At 64.6% G+C, this 26,426-nt stretch carries 17 protein-coding genes; 11 read left to right on the forward strand and 6 right to left on the reverse strand.

Annotated features, from left to right (window positions below):
- Positions 1-20: 20 nt before the first annotated feature.
- Together BM315_RS11550 and BM315_RS11555 are read right to left on the reverse strand one after the other, a co-directional pair.
- The gene (locus tag BM315_RS11550) at positions 21-866 is read right to left on the reverse strand and encodes a 23S rRNA (adenine(2030)-N(6))-methyltransferase RlmJ (protein WP_090501032.1); all 846 of its coding nucleotides are present in this window, start codon (positions 864-866) and stop codon (positions 21-23) included.
- Between the two features lie 43 nt (positions 867-909).
- A complete protein-coding gene (locus BM315_RS11555) occupies positions 910-1,800 on the reverse strand; it encodes a LysR substrate-binding domain-containing protein (RefSeq protein ID WP_090501034.1) in 891 nt (296 codons plus the stop codon).
- Between the two features lie 108 nt (positions 1,801-1,908).
- On the opposite strand from BM315_RS11555, the gene BM315_RS11560 reads away from it, so the two are divergent.
- The 11 genes from BM315_RS11560 to BM315_RS11610 all read left to right on the forward strand — a co-directional run bounded on the left by BM315_RS11560 (position 1,909) and on the right by BM315_RS11610 (position 18,189).
- Complete coding sequence (locus BM315_RS11560; RefSeq protein WP_090501036.1) at positions 1,909-3,087, forward strand: YbfB/YjiJ family MFS transporter; 1,179 nt, start codon at positions 1,909-1,911, stop codon at positions 3,085-3,087.
- 4 nt (positions 3,088-3,091) lie between these two features.
- Positions 3,092-3,301: a 2-hydroxymuconate tautomerase family protein gene (locus BM315_RS11565; RefSeq protein ID WP_090501038.1), complete on the forward strand. Its 210-nt coding sequence runs from the start codon at positions 3,092-3,094 to the stop codon at positions 3,299-3,301.
- Positions 3,302-3,684: 383 nt separating this feature from the next.
- Positions 3,685-5,487 carry an acyl-CoA dehydrogenase gene (locus BM315_RS11570; protein ID WP_090501040.1) on the forward strand — a complete coding sequence of 601 codons (1,803 nt, stop codon included), beginning with the start codon at positions 3,685-3,687 and terminating at the stop codon, positions 5,485-5,487.
- 243 nt (positions 5,488-5,730) lie between these two features.
- The gene (locus BM315_RS11575; RefSeq protein ID WP_090501042.1) at positions 5,731-7,476 is read left to right on the forward strand and encodes a potassium/proton antiporter; all 1,746 of its coding nucleotides are present in this window, start codon (positions 5,731-5,733) and stop codon (positions 7,474-7,476) included.
- Positions 7,477-7,557: 81 nt separating this feature from the next.
- Complete coding sequence (mscK, locus tag BM315_RS11580; RefSeq protein ID WP_090501044.1) at positions 7,558-10,905, forward strand: mechanosensitive channel MscK; 3,348 nt, start codon at positions 7,558-7,560, stop codon at positions 10,903-10,905.
- A 79-nt stretch (positions 10,906-10,984) separates the two neighbouring features.
- Positions 10,985-12,445, forward strand: a complete 1,461-nt coding sequence (selO, locus tag BM315_RS11585; protein ID WP_090501046.1) for a protein adenylyltransferase SelO — start codon at positions 10,985-10,987, stop codon at positions 12,443-12,445.
- Positions 12,446-13,059: 614 nt separating this feature from the next.
- Complete coding sequence (locus BM315_RS11590; RefSeq protein WP_090501048.1) at positions 13,060-14,856, forward strand: SLC13 family permease; 1,797 nt, start codon at positions 13,060-13,062, stop codon at positions 14,854-14,856.
- Between the two features lie 131 nt (positions 14,857-14,987).
- Positions 14,988-16,265, forward strand: a complete 1,278-nt coding sequence (locus tag BM315_RS11595) for a bifunctional O-acetylhomoserine aminocarboxypropyltransferase/cysteine synthase (RefSeq protein ID WP_090501050.1) — start codon at positions 14,988-14,990, stop codon at positions 16,263-16,265.
- Positions 16,266-16,331: 66 nt separating this feature from the next.
- The gene (gene trxC / locus BM315_RS11600; RefSeq protein ID WP_090501052.1) at positions 16,332-16,766 is read left to right on the forward strand and encodes a thioredoxin TrxC; all 435 of its coding nucleotides are present in this window, start codon (positions 16,332-16,334) and stop codon (positions 16,764-16,766) included.
- A gap of 93 nt (positions 16,767-16,859) precedes the next feature.
- Positions 16,860-17,303, forward strand: a complete 444-nt coding sequence (locus BM315_RS11605; protein WP_090501054.1) for a PaaI family thioesterase — start codon at positions 16,860-16,862, stop codon at positions 17,301-17,303.
- Between the two features lie 85 nt (positions 17,304-17,388).
- Positions 17,389-18,189, forward strand: coding sequence for a universal stress protein (locus BM315_RS11610; RefSeq protein ID WP_090501055.1), 801 nt, complete (start codon positions 17,389-17,391; stop codon positions 18,187-18,189).
- A gap of 66 nt (positions 18,190-18,255) precedes the next feature.
- Here the strand turns inward: BM315_RS11610 and BM315_RS11615 are convergent, their stop codons facing one another.
- The 4 genes from BM315_RS11615 to gltB form a co-directional block, all read right to left on the reverse strand.
- Positions 18,256-19,029 (reverse strand): ParA family protein, encoded by a 774-nt coding sequence (locus tag BM315_RS11615; protein ID WP_090501057.1) that lies wholly within the window; start codon positions 19,027-19,029, stop codon positions 18,256-18,258.
- A gap of 132 nt (positions 19,030-19,161) precedes the next feature.
- A complete protein-coding gene (hemE, locus tag BM315_RS11620; protein WP_090501059.1) occupies positions 19,162-20,229 on the reverse strand; it encodes a uroporphyrinogen decarboxylase in 1,068 nt (355 codons plus the stop codon).
- A gap of 201 nt (positions 20,230-20,430) precedes the next feature.
- A complete protein-coding gene (locus BM315_RS11625; RefSeq protein ID WP_090501061.1) occupies positions 20,431-21,849 on the reverse strand; it encodes an FAD-dependent oxidoreductase in 1,419 nt (472 codons plus the stop codon).
- 115 nt (positions 21,850-21,964) lie between these two features.
- A complete protein-coding gene (gene gltB / locus BM315_RS11630) occupies positions 21,965-26,413 on the reverse strand; it encodes a glutamate synthase large subunit (protein WP_090501063.1) in 4,449 nt (1,482 codons plus the stop codon).
- Positions 26,414-26,426 lie beyond the last annotated feature (13 nt).

The raw sequence follows: 26,426 nt of genomic DNA on the forward strand, positions 1-26,426 counted from the left end.
GGCAGCTGCAAGCTTGTGGCTTATGGCTGCTTTTCTTCGATCAGCCAATCCATGCGCCAGCCGGCCTGGCTTTGCCCGAGCAAGGTGGTCAGCCAGGGCAGAACCTGCTTGAGTTCGTCCTCCAGGCCCCAGGGCGGATTGCTGATCACCAGGCCGGAACCGTTCAGGCGCTGGGCGTCGTCGGCGGGATGCACATAGAGTTCGATGCGCAGCAGCTTGGGCGCATTGCTCTTTTCCAGATCGCGGTAGAAGCGCCTGAGCTGGCCCAACTCCTTGATCGGGTACCAGATCGCCACCACCGCCTGGCGCATCCGGCCAATGGCTTCGTTCAGCGCCTGCACGCAACGCTCCAGTTCGTCGGCCTGCTCGAACGGTGGGTCGATCAGCAGCAGCACGCGCTTCTCGCGGGTCGGCAGCAAGGCACGCGGCACGTGCCAGCCCTCGCCCAGGTGCACGGCGACGCGGCGGTCGCCGTGCATGTTTTCCTTGAGCAGGCGACCGTCTTCGGGGTGTTTTTCGTTGAGGTGCAGGCGGTCCTGTTCGCGCGTCAGCATGCGCGCCAGCTCCGGCGAGCCCGGATAATGACGCAGCACGCCATCGGGGTTCATGGCGCGAATCACTTCCAGGTAATCGACCAGTTGATCCGGTACATCCTCGGCCTGCCACAGCCGGGCGATGCCCTGCAGCCACTCGCCGGTGCGGCTGGCCTGATCACCCTGCAGGTCGTAGAGGCCGACGCCGGCGTGGCTGTCGAGGTAGGCGAAGGGCGCCTCCTTGCGTGACAGCAGGGCGATCAGGCGGCTCAATACATAGTGTTTCAGTACATCGGCATGGTTGCCGGCGTGGAAGGCGTGGCGGTAGTTCATGGGCAGGCTCCTGTAGCCGCGCAGTTTACGTTTGCCGCGTCGTTCAAGCGACCGATTGCAGCAGCGGCGCGCGCAATAATTCGAGTAGATGTTCCAAAGCCGGGTGGCTGGGGGCGTCGCGGCGGCGCATCAGCAGGGTCGGCGCCGTGGCCAGGTCGCTGTCGATAACCTTGGCGGCCACCAGCCGACCGCGCGGGTGCAGTTGCAACAGACTACGCGGCAGCATGCCGATGCCCATGCCGGCGGCGACACCGCCGAGGATGGCGTCGATGGAGCCGTAACTCTGACGCGCGCTGATCTGCAGGGCATGGCGTTCGCTCCATTGCTCCAGGCGCTCGCGGTAGTGGCAGCCAGCGGGGAAGCCGAGCAGGCTGACCGGCCCTTGCAGCAAAGCCTCGCCGGCAGGGCTGGCGGGCAGCACCAGCATCAGCTCCTCGCGCCAGATCACCTCGGCGTCCAGCAGCGGATGCTCGAAAGGCCCGCCGATCAGGGCGGCGTCCAGTCTCCCCGCCAGTACCTGCTCGACCAGGTGGCGACTGGTGCCGGTCAGCAGGCTGACATCGACCCGTGGCGCATCGCGATGAAAGGCCGCCAGCACGTCGGGCAAACGCACCGCCGCGGTGGTTTCCATCGAACCCAGGCGCAACTCGCCGGCCCAGACATCTTCCTGCACGCTGCGCCAGGCCGCCTGGCACAGCTGCTCCAACTGTTCGGCATAGGCCACCAGGCGCTCGCCCGCCGGGGTCAGGCGCAAGCGCTGGGCCTGGCGCTGAAACAATACGGCGCCGAGCTGGCTTTCCAGCTGACGCAGCCGCGCCGACACGTTCGACGGCACGCAATGCAGTTGCTGCGCCGCCGCGGTCAGCGAGCCGGCGCGGCTAAGGGCGAGAAAATGCCGGAGCAATTGGGGATTGAGTCTTTCCCAGGGCAGCATGGTCAGCCTCCGATTCACTATGAGTGAAAAACATGCGCAGTATTTTTCATTAACAGTCGGATTGCTACAACCGCTAAGGTTCAAGGCCTCGACCCAGGCGCCTCACCCATGACTGCAGTCCAACCCCGTCATATCTTCCTGGCCCTGCTGGCGGGCGCCAGTGCGCTGGTGGTGGTGCACGGGCTCGGCCGCTTCGCCTTCACCCCGCTGCTGCCGCACCTGATCGACGACGGCTTGCTCAGCCTGGAACAGGGCGCCCGCCTGGCGTCCTGGAATTACATCGGCTACCTGCTCGGCGCGCTGCTCGCCCTCGCCCTGCACGCGCCGCAGCGGATGCGCATCGCCCTGCCCCTGGCGCTGCTGCTGAATGCCTTGCTGACCCTGGCCCAGGGTCTCACCGAGGACTACCAGAGCCTGCTGCTGTTGCGCCTGGCCAATGGCATCAGCAACGGCGTGGTGTTCGTCCAGGCGCCAGCGTTGGTGCTGGAGTGGCTGGCGCAACAGCAACGTACGCGCCTGAGCGGTTTGATCTATCTCGGCCTGGGCGGCGGGCTGTTGCTCTCCAGCGGCGTGGCGGACTGGCCGGCGCACTGGCTCAGCGGCGCGCAGCGCTGGTGGCCGGCTGCGACCCTGGCCTTGCCGATAGCGCTGTTGAGCGCCTATCTGCTCGGCCAGCTCAAGGTACAGCCGCACGCCTCGACCACCCGGCAGCCGACCAGCAGGCTATTCGATCGCGCCAGCACCCCGCTGTTTCTCGCCTATGCCGGCGCCGGTCTCGGCTATATCCTGCCGATGACCTTTCTGCCGGCCCTCGCCCGCGAACAATTGCCGGCGGGCGATCCATTACTGAGCGGCGCCTGGCGCTGGACCGCACTGGCCAGCCTGGCCTCCATCGCCCTGTGGAACTACCTCGGCGCGCGCTTGGGCGACCGCCGTGCGCTGCTCGTCAACTATGCCATCCAGGCGCTCGGCGCGGCCGCGCCGTTGCTATGGCCGGGACAGTTCGGCGTATTGCTCTGCGCGGTGCTGGTGGGCGGCAGTTTTATCGGCAGCGTATTTCTTACCCAGCGCCTGGCGCGCAACCTGCATCCACATCAGGGCCCGCGCTTGTCGGCGGCCTTGATCGCGCTGTACGGCGGCAGCCAGTTGGCCGGTCCCTGGCTGGCCGAGCAATGGCTGGCCCAGGGTGGCAGCCTCGGACAGAGCTTCGCGCTTGGCGCCGCCGCGTTGATCTGGGCCCTGGCCTGGTCGTTTGCGGTTCCCGTTCATTTATCGGAAAGGAGGTAATGCAATGCCCTATGTGAATATCAAGATCACCCGCGAAGGCGCGACCGCCGAGCAGAAGCGTCAATTGATCGAAGGCGCCACCCAATTGCTGGTCGATGTGCTGGGCAAGAACCCGGCGACCACCGTGGTGGTGATCGACGAAGTGGACACCGACAACTGGGGCATCGGCGGTATTCCGGTGACCGAGCGGCGGCGTAGTGAGGCCAAAGGTTAGGCCTTAAGTGTTGGTTATCTTCTGTTGCGTTCAGGACGATGCCTAGGTGTAGGGGGTGTGCCGCGCGCACCGATACAAAAGCCAACGCCAATACCGGTCCCTGTGCTGGTGCGCACGGCGCACCCTACCGATTGCGGTAGCTCAAACAGGCCATGGAGGCCCAAGAAGTTGTCCGTCAAGATTGCCATCCCGTAGTCCGTACGCAATCCGGGTTACCAGGCTACAGCCGTTAGCAAGCAGAGCAACGGCATCGCCAGCAAGCTGGCGCCTACAAGAGGTCACTCTGCGTTAAGCGGGTTTTGCAGCCTTATCACGCCAATGGATGAAGCTAGGCGCTGATTATTCAGCCGCCTAGACTGGCGCCATTCCATTGGAGGTAGCCCATGTCCGAGTCCCTGCTCAGCGCCCGCAACCTGGCCTTCGAGCTTTACGAAGTGCTCGACGCCGAAGCCCTGACCCAGCGCGAGCGCTTCGCCGAGCACAGCCGCGAGACCTTCGATGCGGCCATCGACACCGCGCGCAGCATCGCCGAGAACCTGTTCGCCCCGCACAACCGCAAGAACGACGAACACGAACCCGAATATGTCGACGGCGCGGCGGTGCTGATTCCCGAGGTCAAGCCGGCGGTGGACGCCTTCCTCGAAGCCGGGTTTCTCAATGCCACAAGAGACTTCGAAACTGGCGGTATGCAGCTGCCCAACCTGCTGTCGCAAGCCTGCTTCGCCCACTTCCAGTCGGCCAACGCGGCGACCACCTCCTACCCATTCCTGACCATGGGCGCGGCCAACCTGATCGAAACCTTCGGCAGCGAAGAGCAGAAGCGACGCTTCCTGCAGCCGATGATCGACGGGCGTTTCTTCGGCACCATGGCCCTCACCGAGCCCCATGCCGGCTCCTCGCTATCGGATCTGCGCACCCGCGCCGAACCGGCGGGCGACGGTACTCACCGGCTCAAGGGCAACAAGATCTTCATCTCCGGCGGCGACCATCCGTTGAGCGAGAACATCGTGCACATGGTGCTGGCCAGGCTGCCGGACGCCCCGCCCGGGGTGAAGGGCATCAGCCTGTTTATCGTGCCCAAGTTTCTGGTGGGCGACGACGGCAGCCTGGGCAAGCGCAACGACGTGGCGCTGGCCGGGCTGTTCCACAAGATGGGCTGGCGCGGCACCACCTCCACCGCGCTGAACTTCGGCGATAACGGCGACTGCGTCGGCTATCTGGTGGGCAAGCCGCACCACGGCCTGTCCTATATGTTCCAGATGATGAACGAGGCGCGCATCGGCGTCGGCATGGGCGCGGTGATGCTCGGCTACGCCGGCTACCTGTATTCGCTCGATTACGCCCGCCAGCGCCCGCAAGGTCGCCTGCCGGACGGCAAGGACCCGAGTTCGAGCCAGGTGGCGATCATCGAGCATGCCGACGTGCGGCGCATGCTGCTGACCCAGAAGGCCTATGTCGAAGGTGCCTTCGACCTCGGCCTGTATGCCGCACGGCTGTTCGACGACACCCAGACCCTGGCGACCGAGGAAGAGCGCCGCATCGCCCTGGAGCTGCTCGACCTGCTGACCCCGATCGTCAAATCCTGGCCCTCGGAGTTCTGTCTCAAGGCCAACGAACTGGCGATCCAGATTCTCGGTGGCCACGGCTATACCCGCGATTACCCGGTGGAGCAGTATTACCGTGACAACCGCCTCAACCCGATCCATGAAGGCACCCACGGCATCCAGTCCCTCGACCTGCTCGGGCGCAAGCTGTCGATGAACGGCGGCGCGGCGCTCAAGCAACTGCTCAAGCTGATCCAGGCCAGCTGCCAGCAGGCCAGCGAATACCCATCGCTGGTCGCCCTGCGCCAGCCGCTGGAGCAACTGCTGGCGCGCCTGTCGGCGGTCACCCTGGCACTGCTGGGCGACCTGATGGGTGGCAAGGTCAACCAGGGCCTGGCCAACTCGGCGCTGTACCTCAACGTCTTCGGTCATATGGTGATCGGCTGGCGCTGGCTGGAGCAGGCGATCAAGGCCGAGCAGGGCCTGGCGGCCGGCAACCCGGCGGATGCCGACTTCTATCAAGGCAAGCTGCAGGCCGCGCGCTATTTCCTGACCTGGGAGGTGCCGGGCTGCCAGCACCACCTGGCCCTGCTCGAGGCCCGCGACGACTGCTGTCTCAGCATGCAGGACGCCTGGTTCTAAACGCCGGCACAAACCCGTAGGGTGCGCCACACGCACCCTGGTCTCGCCCGGGAACGCTGGCGCGCATGGCGTACCCTGCGGACCTCCTGGGCATGCTGAACATTCCAGAACGGCCTGGACGAATCACCCAACGCCTCGCTTGCGCGAGGCGTTTTTTTTGACAGCCGGGCGAGGGCAACGGTTAGAATCCATGGCACGCACCGTGCATATCGGTGCCACCGCCTTTCAGCCCGGAGCACCTCCTTGGACGCCAGCACCATCAATAATCTGTTCTTGATCGGTGCATTGCTGGTGGCCCTGAGCATCCTGGTCAGCGCCTTCGGTACGCGCTTCGGCATCCCCATCCTGGTGATCTTCCTCGCCGTCGGCATGCTCGCCGGCACCGATGGCCCGGGCGGCATCCTCTTCGACAACTACCCGCTGGCCTACCTGGTGGGCAACCTGGCGCTGGCGATCATCCTGCTCGATGGCGGCATGCGCACCCGCGTCTCCAGTTTCCGCGTGGCCCTGTGGCCTTCCCTGTCGCTGGCCACGGTCGGGGTGCTGGTCACCGCCGGGCTGACCGGCGTCGCCGCCGCCTGGCTGTTCGACCTGAGCTGGATGGAAGGCCTGCTGATTGGCGCCATCGTCGGCTCCACCGACGCCGCCGCGGTATTCAGCCTGCTCGGCGGACGTGGCCTCAACGAACGGGTCAGCGCCACCCTGGAAATCGAGTCCGGCAGCAACGACCCGATGGCGGTGTTCCTCACCGTCACCCTGATCGCCATGCTTGCCAGCGGCCAGGATGGCTTGAGCTGGGCGCTACTCCTGCAATTGCTCCAGCAATTCGGCATAGGCGCGCTGTTTGGCCTGGGCGGCGGCTGGCTGCTGCTGAACCTGGTCAACCGCATGGAACTGGCCAACGGCCTCTATCCCTTGCTGGTGGTCAGCGGCGGGCTGATCATCTTCGCCATCACCAATACCGTGGGCGGCAGCGGCATCCTGGCTATCTACCTGTGCGGCCTGCTGCTCGGCTATCGGCCGATCCGCTCGCGCCACGGTATCCTGCACATGCTCGATGGCCTGGCCTGGCTGGCGCAGATCGGCATGTTCCTGGTGCTCGGCCTGCTGGTCACGCCCCGTGAACTGCTGCCGATCGCCCTGCCGGCACTGGGCCTGGCGCTGTGGATGATTCTGTTCGCCCGGCCGCTGTCGATTTTCCTCGGCCTGCTGCCCTTCAAGGGCTTCCATGACCGCGAGCGCGTCTTCATCGCCTGGGTCGGCCTGCGCGGCGCGGTGCCGATCATCCTCGCGGTGTTCCCGCTGATGGCCGGCCTGGCGAATGCCCAGCTGTTCTTCAACGTGGCCTTCTTCATCGTGCTGGTCTCCCTGCTGCTGCAGGGCACCAGCCTGCCCTGGGCGGCCAAGCTGTTGCGCGTTACAGTGCCGCCGGAGCCGGCCCCGGTGTCGCGCGCCGGCCTGGACGTGCACCCGACCAGCCAGTGGGAGCTGTTCATCTACCGCCTGGGCGCGGAGAAATGGTGCATCGGCGCCGCCCTGCGCGAACTGAAGATGCCCGAGGGCACACGCATCGCCGCACTGTTTCGCGGCAAGGAACTGCTCCACCCCTCCGGCAGCACCCGCCTCGAGGCCGGCGACCTGCTCTGCGTGGTTGGCCACGAACACGACCTGCCGGCCCTGGGCAAACTGTTCAGCCAGGCGCCCAAGCGTGGTCAAGACCTGCGCTTCTTCGGCGATTTCGTCCTCGAAGGCGATGCCGAACTCGACGCCGTGGCCGCGCTTTACGGTCTTAAGCTGGACGGCATCAACAGCCAGCAGAGCCTGGGGCGTTTCATCGCCCATAGAATCGGCGGGGAACCGGTGATCGGCGATCAGGTCGAATGGCAGGGCCTGACCTGGACAGTGGCAGCGATGGAAGGTAACAAGATCCGTAAAGTCGGGGTCAAGTTTCCCGAAGGCAGTCGTCCGGGGCCAGGTTTGTTTCTCTGACGGGCCGCGGCAAACCTCCTGCATCAAGCCTTTCAGCAGCCTGTTAAACTCAGTCTCTTTTCGAACCAGCCGATCGTGACCATGGCCACTTTACGCACCTGTCTTGCCGTACTTCTGCTCGGGCTGTGCCTGGGCACGCCCCTGAGCCACGCCGCCGAGTCGCCGCAACGCACCGACGTGCAGCGCAGCCTGGAGAACCTGGCCGAGCGCAAACTGCCGGAAGCCGAGCAACTGGCGCTCAAGCAGACCCTGGAAAAGACCCTTGAGCTGCTCGATCAGCAGGCCGACAGCGAAAAGCGCCTGAGCGACCTCAAGCAGCAACTCGAACAGGCGCCGCGTCTGATCACTGAAGCGCAGCGCGAACTGATCCGCCTCAAGGACAGCAAACCCGCGCCAGTCACCCAGCGCCATGCCGACACGGCAGTGCCGCAACTGGAACAGTTGCTCGGCGAGCGCAACACCCAGTTGAACGACTGGCAAAAGCAGATCATCGATGCCAACAGCCTGATCATCACCGCGCAGACCCGCCCGGAACGCGCGCAGGCGGAAATCAGCAACAACCAGACGCGCATTCAGGAGATCAACAATGTCCTGAAAAGCGGCAAAGAAGCCGGCAAATCGCTGACGGCGGAGCGGCGCGATCTGCTCAGCGCCGAAGTCGCCGCGCTCAGTGCGCAAACCCTGCTGCGTCGCGAGGAGCTGGCGGGCAACAGCCTGCTGCAGGATCTGGGCAGCAGCCAGCGCGATCTGCTCGATGAACGCATCAAGCGCCTGGAGCAGGAGTTGCTCGAGCTGCAATCGCTGGTCAACCAGAAACGTCGGGCACTGTCCGAGAAGACCGTCGCCGAGCAATCGCTGGAGGCGCAGAAAGCCGGTTCCGACAAGCTGCTGACCAGCGTCAGCGCACGCAACCTCAAGCTGTCCGATTACCTGCTGCGCGCCACCGAACGCCTCAACCAGCTGACCCAGCAGAACCTGCAGACCCGCCAGCAACTGGACGCCCTCAACCAGAGCGACCAGGCCCTGGAGGAGCAGATCAGCGTGCTGCAAGGCAGCCTGCTGCTATCGAAAATCCTCTACCAGCAAAAACAGGCTCTGCCCAAGCTGAGCCTGGACAATGGCCTGGCCAATGAAATCGCCGACATCCGGCTCTACCAGTTCGACCTGGCCCAGCAGCGCGAGCGGCTCAGCAACCCCGGCGCCTATGTCGAGCAGTTACTCGCCAAGCAACCCGCCGAGAACGTCAGCGCAGAATTGCGTGCAACCCTGCTCGAACTGATGGACACGCGGCGCGGACTGCTCGAACGCCTCAATCGTGAGCTCAATGCGCTGCTCAACGAGTCGATCACCCTGCAGCTCAACCAGAAACAACTGCAAAGCACCGCCCGCGCCCTGCGCACGACCCTGGACGAGCAGATGTTCTGGATCCCCAGCAACAAGCCGCTGGATCTCGACTGGTTCAAAAGCGTGCCGCAGCTGCTGGAGCGGCAAATAGCCGACCTGCCATGGGGCTCCAACCTGCGCGAGCTGGGCGCCGGCCTGATCGAGCGGCCACTGTTGTTTCTGCCGCTGCTGCTGCTGATCGGCCTGCTGCTGTGGAAACGCAGCTACCTGTACCGCAAGCTGAACGAACTGCACCAGGACATCGGCCACTTCAAGCGCGACAGCCAACTGCACACGCCCCTGGCGATTCTGTTCAACCTGCTGCTGGCGCTGCCCGGCACCCTGTTCCTGGCCCTGTGCGGCTTCGCCCTGCAGATGGACGCCCGTGGGCAGAACGTCAACCTCGGTGCGGCCCTGTTCGAGATGGCCCAGGCCTGGCTGGTGTTCTATACCCTCTATCGGGTTCTCGCACCGGGCGGCGTGGCCGAGCTGCATTTCCGCTGGCCGCGCGCGCAGGTCAATTTCCTCCACCGGCAGATTCGCCGTCTTGGCCTGGTGGTCATGGCTCTGGCCGGCGTGGTTGCCGTCGCCGAACACCAGCCTGCCAGCCTGGCCGACGATGTGATCGGCATCGCCGTGGTGCTGGGCTGTTACGGCCTGATGGCCTGGCTGCTGCACCAGCTGCTGCTGAGCGGCCCGGCACGCGAGCATGCCTCGGCGTTCCGCATATTCCTCGGCCTGCTGTTCAGCCTGCTGCCGCTGGCGCTGATCGTCGCGGTCGGCTTCGGCTACTACTACACCGCACTGAAACTCAGCGACCGCCTGATCGACACCCTCTACCTGCTGGTCATCTGGCTGTTCGTCGAAGCCGCCTTCGTGCGTGGCCTCGGCGTCGCCGCCAGACGCCTGGCCTACCAGCGCGCCACAGTCAAACGCCAGGCTCAGGCCAAGGAGGGTAGCGAGGGCGCCGAGGTGGTGGTGGAAGAGCCAACCCTGGACATCGAACAGGTCAACCAGCAGTCGCTGCGCCTGATTCGCCTGGCCCTGCTTGGCGCCTTCATTGCCGGGCTGTACTGGGTGTGGGCCGACCTGATCTCGGTGTTCGCCTACCTGGACAACATCAGCCTCTACGAATACAGCAGCGGCAGCGGCGAAACCGCCAGCCTGGTGCCGATCAGCCTCAGCGATGTGCTCGGTGCGCTGATCATCGTCGGCATCACCGTGGCCCTCGGGCGCAACCTGCCGGGCCTGCTCGAAGTGCTGGTGCTGTCACGCCTGAAACTGGCGCAGGGCAGCGCCTATGCCACCACCACCCTGCTGTCCTACCTGATCGTCGCCATCGGCTTCGTGGTCACCCTGTCGACCCTGGGGGTCAGCTGGGACAAACTGCAATGGCTGGTGGCGGCGCTCTCGGTGGGCCTGGGTTTCGGCCTGCAAGAAATTTTCGCCAATTTCATCTCCGGTCTGATCATCCTGTTCGAACGCCCGGTGCGCATCGGCGACGTGGTGACCATCGGCAACCTGTCGGGCACTGTGAGCAAGATCCGCATCCGCGCCACCACCATCACCGATTTCGATCGCAAGGAAATCATCGTCCCGAACAAGACCTTCGTCACCGACCAACTGGTCAACTGGTCGCTCAACGACACCATCACCCGGGTGATCATCAAGATCGGTGTAGCTTACGAAACCGACCTGGATCTGGCGCGCCAGCTGATGATGCAGGCCGCCGTGGAGAATCCACGGGTGCTGCGCGACCCCGAGCCGCTGCTGTTCTTCCTGACCATCAGCGCCAGCACCTTCGACTATGAACTGCGCTTCCATGTGCGCGAACTGGGCGACCGCAATGCCTCCACCGATGAAATTCTCACCCGCATCGCCCTGAGCTTCCGCGAGCACAACGTCGAGATGGCCTTCAACCAGGTCGAGGTGACGGTGAAGAACGCCCAGGGCCAGGAGCTCAACCTCGGCAGCGGCCTGACCAACTTCGTCCAGCCGCCGAAAACGCAGGCGCAGCCGGCGTTGCCGGCAGTCGATCCGCAGTAAACATCTCGCGTTGCTCGGGGTCTACCCTTCGAGCAACGCGCGGCTCAACCCTGCCGCCCCGTCCTCGTGGAGTCTTGCCTTGAAGTCGCTCACCGACCTGACCTTCGACAATCGCTTCGCCCGTCTCGGCGATGCCTTCTCCACCCCTGTGCTGCCCGAGCCGATCGCCGAGCCGCGCCTGGTGGTGGTCAGCCCGGCAGCCATGACCCTGCTCGACCTCGAGCCGCGCGAGGCCGACAGCGAAGAGTTCGCCCAAGTATTCGCCGGACACAAGCTGTGGAGCGAGGCCGAGCCGCGGGCCATGGTCTATTCCGGGCACCAGTTCGGCAGCTACAACCCACGCCTGGGCGATGGCCGCGGCCTGCTCCTCGGCGAGGTGGTCAACGACGCCGGCGAGTACTGGGATCTGCACCTCAAGGGCGCCGGGCAGACGCCCTACTCGCGCATGGGCGATGGCCGTGCGGTGCTGCGCTCATCGATCCGCGAGTTCCTCGCCAGCGAACACCTGCATGCCCTCGGCATTCCCAGCTCGCGGGCGTTGTGCGTAACCGCCTCGAGCACCCCGGTCTGGCGCGAGAAGCAGGAAAGCGCCGCCATGCTCCTGCGCCTGGCGCAGAGTCATGTACGCTTCGGCCACTTCGAGTACTTCTATTACACCCGCCAGCACGACCTGCTGAAACAGCTCGGCGAGCATGTGCTGAGCTGCCACTTCCCCGCCTGCCTGGCCCAGCCCGAACCCTACCTGGCGATGTTCCGCGAAGTAGTCGAACGCAACGCCGAGCTGATCGCCCACTGGCAGGCCTATGGCTTCTGCCACGGCGTGATGAACAGCGACAACATGTCGATCCTCGGCATCACCTTCGACTACGGCCCCTACGCCTTCCTCGATGACTTCGACGCCAACCATATCTGCAACCACTCCGACGACACGGGGCGCTACAGCTTCAGCAACCAGGTGCCGATCGCCCAGTGGAACCTCGCCGCCCTCGGCCAGGCGCTGACCCCACTGGTGCCGCTCGATGCGCTGCGCGAGACCCTGAACCTGTTCCTGCCGCTGTACCAGGCCCACTACCTCGACCTGATGCGCCGGCGCCTGGGCTGGCTCAGCAGCGACGTCGGCGACGAGGGGCTGATCCAGCGCCTGCTGCAACTGATGCAGAGCAGCGCGGTGGATTACAGCAATTTCTTCCGCGAACTGGGCGCCAGCACCCCCGACCAGGCCCTCGCCCGCCTGCGCGAAGACTTCATCGACCTCAAGGGCTTCGACGCCTGGGCCTGCGACTACCGCGCCCGCAGCGCACGCGACGGCGCCGATCAGGCGCAGCGCCGCGCGCGCATGCACGCGGCCAACCCCAAGTACATCCTGCGCAACTACCTGGCCCAGCAAGTCATCGATGCCGCCGAACAGGGCGACTACGGCCCCGTGCGCGAACTGCACGCCGTACTCAGCCGGCCGTTCGACGAGCAACCCGGCTTCGAGCGCTATGCCCAGCGTCCGCCGGAATGGGGCAAGCACCTGGAGATCAGCTGCTCGTCGTAAACAATTGCGCAAGGGTGGGAGGGGCTTTAGCAGGCTGTTGAAAAACTAGCTGCGTTGGCAATACCGCGTTAAAAACAGGCTCGGATGCGAGCCCAGGCTAGGCGCCCCCGTCAAAATGCTCATTTACAGCTCGTAAAGTCGGATGCGACCCCAGTCGCTTCCTCGCCTGTTTGCGGGGACGCCTAGTCCTTGTATTGCCTGCCTCGTCTACGTTTTTCAACGGCCTGCTAGCCGCGACTGTCGCCGCTGCGACTGCATGGATGCAGGAGGTAGAGCGAAGCAGGATGCCCGAGCCGAAAGCGCCTCCCACGCTGTGTCGCCTCAGGCCGCAGGCGGTCCCCTGCGAACCACCCAATAGCCACTCCAAGCCATGATCACCTGCAACCCGCTGCCGTCGAGCAGCGGCAGCGCCGCGCATGTGCCCCCGCGCGCCGGCATGGACGGTGCGCGGCCGGGAGGGCGGGTGCAGCCTTATCTGTTAAATCGAAAAGGCATATAAACCTTCTCAAACATTCTTAGACTCTCTAAGCAGCAAGCCTTATCTTCAGCGCCTCGCATGGCCGCCCTTGAGCGCGCCCGCCGCCTTACACGAGATTTGCACGCTAAGGACGTTCATGTTCTGGGACTCGCTACCCCTGCCCTTGCTGTTTGTCGGCGCCCTGCTGATCTGGGTGCTGTATGCCTTCGTGCGCGAGAAGTGGAGCCCGGACATAGTCGCGGCGATTGCCGTGGCGGCGCTGCTGGTCACGCAACTGCTGACGCCCGGCGAAGTGCTCAGCGTGCTGAGCAACTCGGCGCCGGTGACCATCGCCTGCATGTTCGTACTGTCCGCCGCCCTGGAGCGCACCGGCTGCATCGACGCCCTGGGCAACTGGCTGGGCGACCTGGTCGGCACCAGCCCGATCCGCGTGCTCACCGGTCTGACGCTCACCGCCCTGGTGATTTCCGCCTGCCTGAACAACACCCCGGTGGTCGCCATTCTCACCCCGGTGGCGATCTCCCTGGCCCGCCGCGCCGGCACTCTGCCGTCGAAACTGCTGATCCCGCTGTCCTACGCCACCATCCTCGGCGGCACCCTGACCATGATCGGCACCTCGACCAACATCCTGGTCGACGGCGTGGCGCGCAAGGCCGGCCTGGCGCCCTTCGGCATCTTCGAGATCACCGGCGCCGGGCTGATCCTGGCCACGGTCGGCATGCTCTACCTGCTGACCATCGGCCGCCACCTGCTGCCCGAGCGCGACACCCTGTCCAAGCAGCTGCGCCCCGACCTCGACCGCACCTTCATGACCGAACTGCTGGTGCCCCATGGCTCACCGGTGATCGGCAAGACCCTGGCCGAAGCCAACCTCAACGGCGGCAGTGGCCTGCAGGTGCTCAAACTGTTCCGCGAGGACCAGGAGTTCACCGAACCGACCCACGACACCCAACTGGCCAATGGCGATCGCCTGGTACTGCATGGCCAGGTGAAGAACGTGGTGGAGCTGCGTGAAAGCGGTCACCTGACCTTCAACCGCGGCGACGCCTTCGAGACCATCAGCAGCCACGACGTGGTGCTGGCCGAGGCCATAGTCGGGCGCAGTTCGCGTTTCAGCCACCGGCCCATGCGCGACCTCGACCTGACTGCGCGCTACGGCATCGCCGTGCTCGCCGTGCACCGTCAGGACGAGAACATCCAGGGCAACCTGGACGACTTCGAGCTGCAGTTCGGCGACGTGATGCTGGTCGAGGGCACCCCCTCGCAAATCAAGCGCTTCGCCGACAATGGCGAATTGATCAGCCTCAACGCCGTGCAGGAACGCGCCTTCCGCCGCGACAAGGCGCCGATTGCGATCATCGCCACCCTGGCGGTGATGCTCCTCGCCGCCTTCGGCGTGATGCCGATCGAGGGCCTGGCGATCATCGGCGCGGTGGCTGTGCTGGCGACTCGCTGCCTGGACGTGGAAGACGCCTACAAGGCGGTGGACTGGAAGATCCTCAGCCTGATCTTCGGCATGCTGGCGATCAGCATCGCCATGGACAAGGTCGGCCTGGTCACGCTGATGGTGCAGAACATGATGGACCTGCTGCCCTGGGCCGGGCCGCTGCTGATGCTGTCGTTCATCTACCTGTTCACCTCGATCCTCACCGAGGTGCTGTCGAACAACGCCGTGGCGGTGCTGGTCACCCCGATCGCCATCGGCATGGCCCAGCACCTGGGCGTCGACCCGCGCGCCTTCGTGGTCGCGGTGATGTTCGCCGCCAGCGCCAGCTTCGCCACGCCCATCGGCTACCAGACCAACACCTTCGTCTACAACGCCGGCGGCTACCGCTTCACCGACTTCATGAAGGTCGGCATTCCGCTCAACCTGCTGCTCTGGGTGGTGGCCAGCTTGGTGATTCCCTGGTTCTGGCCGCTGACGCCGCTGTGAGCCCTTGAGCGACACAGGGTCAACGCCCGTTGCCCCTGTGTCGCAGCAGTTTCATTGCCGCAGATCATTGACCACGATTGGCCTCTCTGGCCATGCTGCGGCTCTTTCAATCTGCCCGAAGGAACGCCTGCATGAAACTGGAAACCCTGACCATCCACGCCGGCTACAGCCCCGACCCGACCACCAAGGCGGTGGCGGTGCCGATCTACCAGACCACCTCCTACGCCTTCGACGACACCCAGCACGGCGCCGACCTGTTCGACCTCAAGGTCGCCGGCAACATCTACACGCGGATCATGAACCCCACCACCGACGTGCTGGAAAAGCGCGTGGCGGCCCTGGAAGGCGGCGTCGGCGCGCTGGCCGTGGCGTCCGGCATGGCGGCCATCACCTACGCCATCCAGACCATCGCCGAAGTCGGCGACAATATCGTTTCGGTGGCCAAGCTGTATGGCGGCACCTACAACCTGTTCGCCCACACCCTGCCGCGTCAGGGCATCGAAGTGCGTTTCGCCGCCCATGACGACATCGCCGCCCTGGAAGCGCTGATCGACGGCAAGACCAAGGCGCTGTTCTGCGAGTCCATCGGCAACCCGGCCGGCAACATCATCGACCTGCAAGCGCTGGCCGACGCGGCTCACCGGCATGGCGTGCCGCTGATCGTCGACAACACCGTGGCCACGCCCATGCTGTGTCGCCCCTTCGAGCACGGCGCCGACATCGTGGTTCACTCGCTGACCAAGTACATGGGCGGCCACGGCACCAGTATCGGCGGCGTCGTGGTCGACTCCGGCAACTTCCCCTGGACGCAGCACAGGGAACGCTTCGCCCTGCTCAACACCCCGGACCAGTCCTACCATGGCGTGACCTACACCGAGGCCTTCGGCCCGGCGGCCTTTATCGGTCGCTGCCGGGTGGTTCCGCTGCGCAACATGGGCGCGGCGATCTCGCCATTCAACTCGTTCCTGATCCTGCAAGGCCTGGAAACCCTGGCTCTGCGCATGGAGCGTCACTGCGAGAACGCGCTCAAGGTCGCCGAATACCTGCAGGACCACCCGCAGGTGGCCTGGGTAAAATACGCCGGCCTGGTTGATCATCCCGAGCACCAACTGGCCCAGCGCTACTGCGGCGGCAAACCGGCCTCGATCCTCTCCTTCGGCATCGTCGGCGGGCAAGAAGCCGGCGCGCGCTTCATCGATGCGCTCAAGCTGGTGGTGCGCCTGGTGAATATCGGCGACGCTAAATCGCTGGCCTGTCATCCCGCCTCCACCACCCACCGCCAGCTCAACGACGAGGAACTGGCCAAGGCCGGGGTGCCGCGCGACATGGTGCGCCTGTCGATCGGCATCGAGCACAGCGACGACATTCTTGCCGACCTGCAGCAGGCACTGCAGGCCGCCAGGGATTAAGGGATCGACCTTGACAAGTCGACCCGCCGGCTCCAGATAAGGGGTACCCCGTCTCTGGAGCCGCTCATGTCCGACTCACTGCTGATCCCCTGCCCAAGCTGCAACGGCCTCAACCGCATCCCCGCCGGCCGCCTCGGCGAGACACCTCGTTGCGGGCGCTGCAAGCATGAAGTCGTGCCGAGCACGCCGATCGAACTGACCCAGGCCAACTTCACCAGCCAGCTCAAGGGCGACCTGCCGCTGCTGGTGGATGTCTGGGCCGACTGGTGCGGCCCCTGCAAGGCCTTTGCGCCGACCTTCAACCAGGCAGCCGAGCAACTGCACGGACGCTGCCGCCTGGGCAAGCTGGACAGCGAGGCCAGCCCGCAACTGTCTGCGCAGCTGGGCATCCGCTCGATCCCCAGCCTGCTCCTGTTCAAGGGTGGCCGCGAAGTCGCGCGCCAGAGTGGTGCGCTGCCGCTGGCGCAATTGCTCGGCTGGCTGCGTCAGCACGGCATCTGAGCGAATCGGTCAAGCCGCGGCCGGCCTTGCGGTCATTACCCGGCGCCCAGGCAAGCTTTAGGCTGAGCTGACCGTCACCCAGGGAGCCGAACGATGCCGATGCCTATTGAACTGGCGCGCCAACTTACCGAAGAACAGATCGCCTTCGTCAAACGCAGCGGCCTCAGGGCCGAAGTGCTCGAGCCGGGGTATGTGCGCCTGTGCATGCCACTGACCGGTAACCAGAACCATATCGGCAGCATGTACGCCGGCGCACTCTTCACCCTGGCAGAGATCCCCGGCGGCGCCCTGTTTCTCACCAGTTTCGACAGCCAGCGCTTCTACCCGGTGGTCAAGGAAGTGAACCTGCGCTTCCGCCGTCCGGCAACCGGCGATATTCGTGTCGAGGCCCGACTCGCTGCCGAGCAGATCGAGCGACTGCAAGGCGAGGCAGAATGCAGGGGCAAAGCCGAGTATGTACTGGACCTGCAGCTGACCGACGCCAGTGGCGAAGTAGTGGCCGAGAGTCGCGGCCTCTATCAGTTGCGTGCACGCTGACGTCTGGCCTTGCCTTGGATCAAAAGAAAGGCTATTGCTTGATGGATAATAAATCGCCGACATCCATCGGCCGGAGATATGTCCCATGTTCACCCATATTCTCATTGCCCATGATTTGCGCGACACCGCCGACATGGCCCTGTGCCGCGCCACCCAGCTGGCCCAGCAGCACAATGCCAAGCTGACGATACTGCACGTCCTCGACCCCACCCAGAGCAGCCAGGAGCATGAGCAGGCCCATCAGACCCTGGATCGCAGCCTGACCCGCTATGCCCCGCCGGGCAGCGAGCTGCGGCTGATCAGCGGCAAACCTTCCGAGACTGTGCTGCAGCAAGTGGACGAGCTCGATTGCGACCTGCTGGTGCTGGGCGCCCATCACCAGCGCCACGATTTCTTCTCAGGCACCAGCCTGGATCGTATCGCCAGAAACTGCCGCGTGCCGTTGCTGCTGGTGGCACGCAGCGAGTTCCAGCCCTACCAGCGCGCACTTGCCGCCATCGACTTCTCCCTCTGTGCCTGCAGCGCCCTGGAGCAGGCCTATCGCCTGCTGCCGGAGACGGCCGAACTGCATGCCCTGCACGTGTTCGAGCCGGACAAGGGCACACCGCAGCAAGTCGAGGCGCAACTGCAGATCCAGTGCGCCCTGATCGATCAGCTGATGCGGGACGAGGCACAGAAACTGCCCGCAGAAGGTCCCACACTGGGCCACTCGGTACTTCAGGGCGGCATCCTGCGCAGCCTGCAGGAACAGCTGAAAAGCCGCCACAGTGAGCTGCTGGTACTCGGCAGCCATGGCCGCAGCGCCTTGTCCCAGGCATTGCTCGGCAGCCTGGCGCAGCATTTCCTGCACAAGGCGCCCTGCGACATTTTCGTCGTACGCCGCTAACAGGCCACCACCCGAGCAGAACGACAAAGGCGCCACTGGCGCCTTTGTCGTTCTGCTCGACCCCGATTAATCGGCGGCGTTGAGCAAGTCGTGCAGGTCGACGAACTGCTGGGTCAGCTTGTGTCGCGCATCCAGATAGATCAGCGGCATACAAGCCTGGTGCGACTCACGCATGCGCACCGAACTCATCAGATTCACCGGCAACACCGGCAAGCCCTCGGCGATCAGCTCATCGAGCAACTGCTGCGGCAGGGTCGCCCGGGGCTGGAACTGGTTGACCACGATGCCCTCGACCTCCAGGCCTTCGTTGTGGTCTTCCTTGAGCTCCTCGATCTCCTGCAACAGGCCGTACAGGGCCTGACGCGAAAAACTGTCACAGTCGAAGGGAATAAGCACCCGATCAGCGGCGATCAACGCGGAAACCGTGTAGAAATTCAACGCCGGCGGCGTATCCAGGTAGATCCGCTCGTAATCCCCGGCAAGTTCATCGAGCAGCTTGCGCAGCTTGTTGATCTTGTGTTTCGACTCCAGCTTGGGCTGCAGATCGGCCAGTTCGGCGGTGGCCGTGACCACATGCAGGTTGTCGAACGGCGTCTCGTAGATGTCGACCCGGCCTTTCTTGGCAAAGGGGCCGCTGGTCAGGCTGAGCTTGAAGAACTCGGCGATGCCCATGGGGATCTCATCGCCCGTCAGGCCGGTGAGGTAGTGGGTGGAGTTGGCCTGGGAATCCAGATCGACCAACAGCGTGCGATAGCCCTGCGAGGCGCTTACCGCAGCCAGGTTGCAGGCAATGCTGGACTTGCCCACCCCGCCTTTCTGATTGAACACCACACGCCGCATGACAAACCTCCCTGATTCCGTTGACCCCGGATTCTATGCAAAGCGCATGACAAGGGCGAGGCTCTTGGTTGCCTCTTGCCCTTGCCACTCGGCGCCGGGCTGCCGGGAGGCCTTCATACGGCCTGTAATCATTCAGCCGTGGTACTGCGCCGACAACTCGTGCACCGCCTCGAGGAAGGCGCCGGCATGGGCCGGGTCGACTTCCGGGGTGATGCCGTGGCCGAGGTTGAATACATGGCCCGAGCCCTGGCCGTAGCTGGCGAGGATGCGCGCCACCTCGGCGCGGATGGCCGCGGGCTGGGCGTAGAGCACGGTGGGGTCCATATTGCCTTGCAGGGCCACCTGGCCACCAACACGGCGGCGGGCCTCGCCGATGTCGCAGCTCCAGTCCAGACCCAGGGCGTCGGCGCCGGTGGCGGCCATGGACTCCAGCCACAGGCCGCCGTTCTTGGTGAACAGGATCACCGGCACCTTGCGCCCGTCATGCTCGCGGATCAGACCGTCGACGATCTTCTGCATATAGGCCAGGGAGAACTCCTGATAGGCCGCCGACGACAGGTTGCCGCCCCAGGTGTCGAAGATCTGCACCGCCTGGGCACCGGCAAGGATCTGCCCGTTGAGGTAGCTGGTGACCGACTGCGCCAGCTTGTCGAGCAGTGCGTGCATGGCCTGCGGGTTGTCGTAGAGCATGGCCTTGGACTTGCGGAAATCCTTCGACGAGCCGCCCTCGACCATATAGGTGGCCAGGGTCCAGGGGCTGCCGGAGAAGCCGATCAGCGGCACCCGGCCGTTCAGTTCGCGGCGGATGGTGCGCACCGCGTCCATCACATAACCCAGGTCTTGCTCCGGGTCGGGAATCGGCAGAGCCTCAATGTCGGCGGCGCAGGAGATGACCTTCTTGAAGCGCGGGCCTTCGCCGGTCTCGAAGTACAGACCCTGGCCCATGGCATGGGGAATGGTCAGGATGTCGGAGAACAGAATCGCCGCGTCCAGCTGCGGGTAGCGGTCCAGCGGCTGCAGGGTGACTTCGCAGGCGAACTCGGGGTTCATCATCAGCTTCATGAAATCACCGGCCTTGGCCCGGCTGGCGCGGTACTCCGGCAGGTAACGGCCGGCCTGGCGCATCATCCACACCGGGGTGACATCGACGGGCTGCTTGAGCAGGGCACGCAGGAAACGGTCGTTTTTCAGGGCGGTCATAGCAATTCCCGAGACATGAGCAGGCAGTAAAAAAGTGCGGGCATTTTCGCAGACCCCCAAGCAAAAGGCACGGCGGGCGCCGTGCCTTTTGTCCATTGCGGCTATTTTACTCGGCCGCAGAATAGGTAGCCGAAGGCGTTACCCATCAAAACAGAGATGGGTATCGCCAAGCTCAACCCATCCTACGTCAGCATCGGCAGATCAGACACCGAGGTAGTCGAGGATGCCTTCGGCGGCGTTGCGCCCCTCGAAGATCGCCGTCACCACCAGGTCGGAACCGCGCACCATGTCGCCACCGGCGAAGATCTTCGGGTTGCTGGTCTGGTGCTTGAACTGCGACTGCTCCGGGGCAATCACGCGGCCCTGATTGTCGGTCTGAATGCTGAACTGCTCGAACCAGGGCGCCGGGCTTGGGCGGAAGCCGAAGGCGATCAGCACGGCATCGGCCGCAATGATCTCCTCGGAACCGGGAATCGGCTCGGGGCTGCGCCGGCCACGGGCATCGGGCTCGCCGAGGCGGGTCTCGACCACCTTGACGCCTTCGACCCGATCCTCGCCGACGATGGCGATGGGCTGGCGGTTGAACAGGAACTTCACCCCCTCTTCCTTGGCGTTCTTCACTTCCTTGCGCGAGCCCGGCATGTTTTCTTCGTCGCGGCGATAGGCGCAGGTCACGCTCTTGGCGCCCTGGCGGATCGCGGTGCGGTTGCAATCCATGGCGGTGTCGCCGCCACCGAGCACGACGATGCGCTTGCCCTTGGTGTCGATGAAGTCTTCCGGCGATTTCTCGAAGCCGAGGTTGCGATTGACGTTGGCGACCAGGAAATTCAGGGCATCGTACACCCCTGGCAGGTCTTCGCCGGGGAAGCCGCCCTTCATGTAGGTGTAGGTGCCCATGCCCATGAACACCGCATCGTACTCATCGAGCAACTGCTGCATGGTCACGTCCTTGCCGATCTCGGTGTTCAGGCGGAACTCGATGCCCATGCCGCTGAAGACTTCGCGGCGATTGCTCAGCACGGTCTTTTCCAGCTTGAACTCGGGGATGCCGAAGGTCAGCAGACCGCCGATTTCCGGGTTCCTGTCGAACACCACCGGGGTCACGCCATTGCGCGCCAGCACATCGGCACAACCCAGGCCGGCCGGGCCGGCACCGATCACGGCCACGCGCTTGCCGGTCGAGACGACCCGCGACATGTCCGGGCGCCAGCCCATGGCGAAGGCGGTATCGGTGATGTACTTCTCCACCGAGCCGATGGTCACCGCGCCGAAGCCGTCGTTGAGGGTGCAGGCGCCCTCGCACAGGCGGTCCTGTGGACAGACGCGGCCGCAGACTTCCGGCAGTGTGTTGGTCTGGTGGCTCAACTCGGCGGCGGCCAGGATGTTGCCCTCGGACACCAGCTTCAGCCAGTTGGGAATGTAGTTGTGCACCGGGCACTTCCACTCGCAATAGGGATTACCGCAACCCAGGCAACGGTGCGCCTGCTCGCAGGCCTGGGCCGGCTTGAAGTTGTCGTAGATCTCGACGAATTCTTTCTTGCGCTGACGCAACAGCTTCTTCTTCGGGTCTTTGCGCCCGACATCGATGAACTGGAAGTCGTTATTCAGACGTTCAGTCATAGCAAAACCTCTTAGCAGCAGCTCGAAGCTCTAAGCCTCAAGCTGCGAGACGATCACGGTAGCAGGCAAGCCTGGCCCCACTCGGGGCTTGCGGCTTGCCGCTTGCAACTCTGTTCTATTGCGGGTTGGCGCGGGTGCTGGAGAGCAGCGACTTCAGGCTCGCGGCCTTGGGCTTGACCAACCAGAACTTGCGCAGGTAATCGTCGAGATTTTCCAGCAGGTTACGCCCCCACTCGCTGGCGGTCTCCTGCACATACTCGGCGAGTACCCGCTGCAGATGGCTGCGATAGGCCTCCATCGACTCGTTGTTGATCCGCTGGATCTCCACCAACTCATGGTTGACCCGGTCGTAGAAGCTGTTGTCCAGGTCGAGCACGTAAGCAAAGCCGCCGGTCATGCCGGAACCGAAGTTGTAACCGGTCTTGCCCAGTACGCAGACGAAACCGCCGGTCATGTACTCGCAGCAGTGATCGCCGGTGCCCTCGACCACGGCATGGGCACCTGAGTTGCGCACGGCGAAACGCTCGCCCGCGGTGCCGGCGGCGAACAGCTTGCCGCCGGTGGCGCCGTACAGGCAGGTGTTGCCGATGATGGCGCTGTCCTGGGTCTTGAACGGGCTGCCCTGCGGCGGCACTATCACCAGCTGGCCGGCGGTCATGCCCTTGCCGACGTAGTCGTTGGCATCGCCTTCCAGGTACAGATTGAGGCCGCCGGCGTTCCACACGCCGAAGCTCTGACCCGCAGTGCCCTTGAAGCGGAAGGTGATCGGCGCCTTGTTCATGCCCTGGTTGCCGTGTACCCGGGCGATTTCGCCGGAGACGCGGGCGCCGATGGAGCGGTCGCAGTTGCAGATGTCCAGGGCGAATTCGCCGCCGCTGGCGGCATCGATCGCCGGCTTGGCCAGTTCGACCATCTTCTCGGCCAGCAGACCCTGATCGAACGGCGGGTTCTTCTCCACCAGACAGAACTGCGGCTTGTCGGCCGGGATCTGCTCGCTGCCGAGTAACGGACTCAGATCCAGGTGATTCTGCTTGGCGGTCTCGCCCGGCAGAATCTCCAGCAGATCGGTACGCCCGATCAGCTCTTCGAGGCTGCGCACGCCAAGCTTGGCCAACCACTCGCGGGTCTCTTCGGCGACGAACTGGAAGAAGTTCATCACCATCTCGACGGTGCCGATGAAGTGATCCTTGCGCAGCTTGTCGTTCTGCGTGGCGACGCCGGTGGCGCAGTTGTTCAGGTGACAGATGCGCAGGTACTTGCAGCCCAGGGCGATCATCGGCGCGGTGCCGAAACCGAAGCTCTCGGCGCCGAGAATGGCCGCCTTGACCACATCCAGGCCGGTCTTCAGGCCACCGTCGGTCTGCACCCGCACCTTGCCGCGCAGGTCGTTGCCGCGCAGGGTCTGATGGGTCTCCGCCAGGCCCAGCTCCCAGGGTGCGCCGGCGTACTTGATCGAACTCAGCGGCGATGCGCCGGTGCCGCCATCGTAACCGGAGATGGTGATCAGGTCGGCATAGGCCTTGGCCACGCCGGCGGCGATGGTGCCGACGCCGGCTTCGGCCACCAGCTTGACCGAGACCAGAGCGGCCGGGTTGACCTGCTTGAGGTCATAGATCAGCTGCGCCAGGTCTTCGATCGAATAGATGTCGTGGTGCGGCGGCGGCGAAATCAGGGTCACGCCCGGTACGGCGTAACGCAGCCGGGCGATCAGGCCGTTGACCTTGCCGCCGGGCAGCTGGCCGCCCTCGCCGGGCTTGGCGCCCTGGGCGACCTTGATCTGCAGCACTTCGGCGTTGACCAGGTATTCCGGGGTCACGCCGAAACGGCCGGTGGCCACCTGCTTGATCTTCGAGCTGCGCACGGTGCCGTAGCGGGCCGGGTCTTCGCCGCCCTCGCCGGAGTTGGAGCGCGCACCCAGGCGGTTCATCGCCTCGGCGATGGCTTCGTGGGCCTCGGGCGACAGCGCGCCAAGGGAAATCCCCGCGGAGTCGAAGCGCTTGAAGATGCTGTCCAGCGGCTCGACCTGGTCGAGACCCAGCGGTTGCTCGGCCAGCTTCAGCTTGAGCAGGTCGCGGATCATCGACACCGGACGGGTGTCGACCAGGGCGCTGTATTCCTTGTATTTCTCGTAACTGCCCTGCTGCACGGCGACCTGCAGGGTGCTGACCACGTCCGGGTTGTAGGCGTGGTACTCGCCGCCGTAGACGAACTTGAGCAGGCCGCCCTGCTGGATCGGCTTGCGGTTGTTCCAGGCCTCGGCGGCGAGCAGTTTCTGCTCGGCCTCCAGGTCGACGAAACGCGCGCCCTTGATCCGGCTGGCCACGCCGCGGAAGCACAGCTCGGTGACTTCATCGGCCAGACCGACCGCCTCGAACAGCTGCGCACCGCGGTAGGAGGCCACGGTGGAGATGCCCATCTTCGACAGGATCTTCAGCAGACCCTTGGAGATGCCCTTGCGGTAGTACTTGAACACTTCGTAGAGGTCGCCCAGCACTTCGCCGGTGCGGATCAGGTCGCCCAGCACTTCGTAGGCGAGGAACGGATAGACCGCCGAGGCGCCGAAACCGAGCAGCACCGCATAGTGGTGCGGGTCACGCGCGGTGGCGGTCTCGACCAGGATGTTGCAATCGCAACGCAGGCCGGTTTCGGTCAGGCGATGGTGCACGGCGCCGGTGACCAGCGCGGCATGCGCCGGCAGCTTGCCCGGGCCGATGTGGCGGTCGCTCAGCACCAGCAACACCTTGCCGGCGCGCACCGCTTCCTCGGCCTGGTCGGCCATGTTGCGCACGGCCGCTTCGAGACCGACGGACTCGTCGTAGTTCATGTCGATCAGCTGCCGCTCGAAACCCGGACGCTCCAGGGTCATCAGCGTGCGCCATTTGGCCGGGGAGATCACCGGCGAGCTGAGGATCACCCGCGAGGCATGTTCCGGCGACTCCTGGAAGATGTTGCGCTCGGCACCGAGGCAGATCTCCAGGGACATGACGATGGCTTCGCGCAGCGGATCGATCGGCGGGTTGGTGACCTGGGCGAACTGCTGGCGGAAATAGTCGTACGGCGAACGCACGCGCTGGCTCAATACCGCCATCGGCGTGTCGTCGCCCATGGAGCCGACCGCTTCCTGCCCCTGCTCGGCCAGCGGACGCAGCACCTGGTCACGCTCCTCGAAGGTGACCTGGTACATCTTCATGTACTGCTTGAGCTGGTCGAGGTCATAGAACGCCGAACCGTGGTCGCGGTCTTCCAGGGTCGCCTGGATACGCTGGGCATTCTTGCGCAGCCACTGCTTGTACGGGTGACGCGACTTCAGGCGGTTGTCGATGTCGTCGGTGCCCAGCACCTGGCCGGTTTCGGTATCCACGGCAAGGATCTGCCCCGGACCGACCCGGCCCTTGGCGATCACGTCTTCGGGCTGGTAGTCCCACACGCCGATCTCCGACGCCAGGGTGATGTAGCCATTGCGGGTGGTGACCCAGCGCGCCGGGCGCAGGCCGTTGCGGTCGAGCAGACAGACGGCGTAGCGACCGTCGGTCAGCACCACTCCGGCCGGACCATCCCACGGCTCCATGTGCATGGAGTTGTACTCATAGAACGCGCGCAGGTCGGCGTCCATGGTCTCGACGTTCTGCCAGGCGGGCGGAATGATCATGCGCACGCCACGGAACAGGTCGATGCCGCCGGTGACCATCAGCTCGAGCATGTTGTCCATGCTCGAGGAGTCGGAACCGACGCGATTGACCAGCGGGCCGAGCTCTTCCAGATCGAAGATCTGGTCGTTGGCGAACTTCAACCGGCGCGCCTGCGCCCAGTTGCGGTTGCCGGTGATGGTGTTGATCTCGCCGTTGTGGGCGAGGAAACGGAACGGTTGCGCCAACGGCCACTTCGGCAGGGTGTTGGTCGAGAAACGCTGGTGGAACACGCAGATCGCGGTCTGCAGGCGTTCGTCACCCAGGTCCGGGTAGAACTGCTGCAGGTCGGCCGGCATCATCAGGCCTTTGTAGATGATGGTCTTGTGCGAAAAGCTGCAGATGTAGTGATCGCTGTCGGCGGCGTTGCTCACCGACGAACGGCGGCGGGCGCTGAACAACTTGATCGCGAACTCCTGATCGCTCAGGCCCTCGCCACCGATGAACACCTGCTCGATCTGCGGCAGGCGCTCCAGGGCCAGACGGCCGAGTACGCTGGTGTCGATCGGCACCTTGCGCCAGCCAACCAGGCTCAACCCGGCCGCCAGAATCTCGCTATTCATGTTCGCGCGCGCAGCCTCGGCTTTCACCGGATCCTGGTTGAAGAACACCATGCCCACGGCGTACTGCTTCGGCAGCTCGGCCGCGAAGTGCTGCTGGGCCATCGCGCGCAGGAAGGCATCAGGCTTCTGGATCAACAAACCACAACCATCACCCGTCTTGCCGTCGGCGTTGATCCCGCCGCGGTGGGTCATGCATGTCAGCGCTTCAATAGCGGTCTGCAGCAGGTGATGGCTGGCCTCGCCCTGCATATGGGCGATCAGGCCGAAGCCGCAGTTATCCTTGAACTCATCAGGACGGTACAAACCTGCTTTCATAGGGACTCTCACC

It is taken from the genome of Pseudomonas borbori (assembly GCF_900115555.1).
GTDB lineage: Bacteria > Pseudomonadota > Gammaproteobacteria > Pseudomonadales > Pseudomonadaceae > Aquipseudomonas > Aquipseudomonas borbori.

Coding starts and splice junctions, on each gene's coding strand:
- BM315_RS11570 (WP_090501040.1), top strand. CDS start 3,685: ATGTCCGAGTCCCTGCTCAGCGCCCGCAACCTGGCCTTCGAGCTTTAC.
- BM315_RS11590 (WP_090501048.1), top strand. CDS start 13,060: ATGTTCTGGGACTCGCTACCCCTGCCCTTGCTGTTTGTCGGCGCCCTG.
- BM315_RS11595 (WP_090501050.1), top strand. CDS start 14,988: ATGAAACTGGAAACCCTGACCATCCACGCCGGCTACAGCCCCGACCCG.
- BM315_RS11550 (WP_090501032.1), bottom strand. CDS start 866: ATGAACTACCGCCACGCCTTCCACGCCGGCAACCATGCCGATGTACTG.
- BM315_RS11615 (WP_090501057.1), bottom strand. CDS start 19,029: ATGCGGCGTGTGGTGTTCAATCAGAAAGGCGGGGTGGGCAAGTCCAGC.
- mscK (WP_090501044.1), top strand. CDS start 7,558: ATGGCCACTTTACGCACCTGTCTTGCCGTACTTCTGCTCGGGCTGTGC.
- BM315_RS11610 (WP_090501055.1), top strand. CDS start 17,389: ATGTTCACCCATATTCTCATTGCCCATGATTTGCGCGACACCGCCGAC.
- BM315_RS11605 (WP_090501054.1), top strand. CDS start 16,860: ATGCCGATGCCTATTGAACTGGCGCGCCAACTTACCGAAGAACAGATC.
- BM315_RS11555 (WP_090501034.1), bottom strand. CDS start 1,800: ATGCTGCCCTGGGAAAGACTCAATCCCCAATTGCTCCGGCATTTTCTC.
- BM315_RS11565 (WP_090501038.1), top strand. CDS start 3,092: ATGCCCTATGTGAATATCAAGATCACCCGCGAAGGCGCGACCGCCGAG.
- BM315_RS11625 (WP_090501061.1), bottom strand. CDS start 21,849: ATGACTGAACGTCTGAATAACGACTTCCAGTTCATCGATGTCGGGCGC.
- hemE (WP_090501059.1), bottom strand. CDS start 20,229: ATGACCGCCCTGAAAAACGACCGTTTCCTGCGTGCCCTGCTCAAGCAG.
- gltB (WP_090501063.1), bottom strand. CDS start 26,413: ATGAAAGCAGGTTTGTACCGTCCTGATGAGTTCAAGGATAACTGCGGC.
- trxC (WP_090501052.1), top strand. CDS start 16,332: ATGTCCGACTCACTGCTGATCCCCTGCCCAAGCTGCAACGGCCTCAAC.
- BM315_RS11560 (WP_090501036.1), top strand. CDS start 1,909: ATGACTGCAGTCCAACCCCGTCATATCTTCCTGGCCCTGCTGGCGGGC.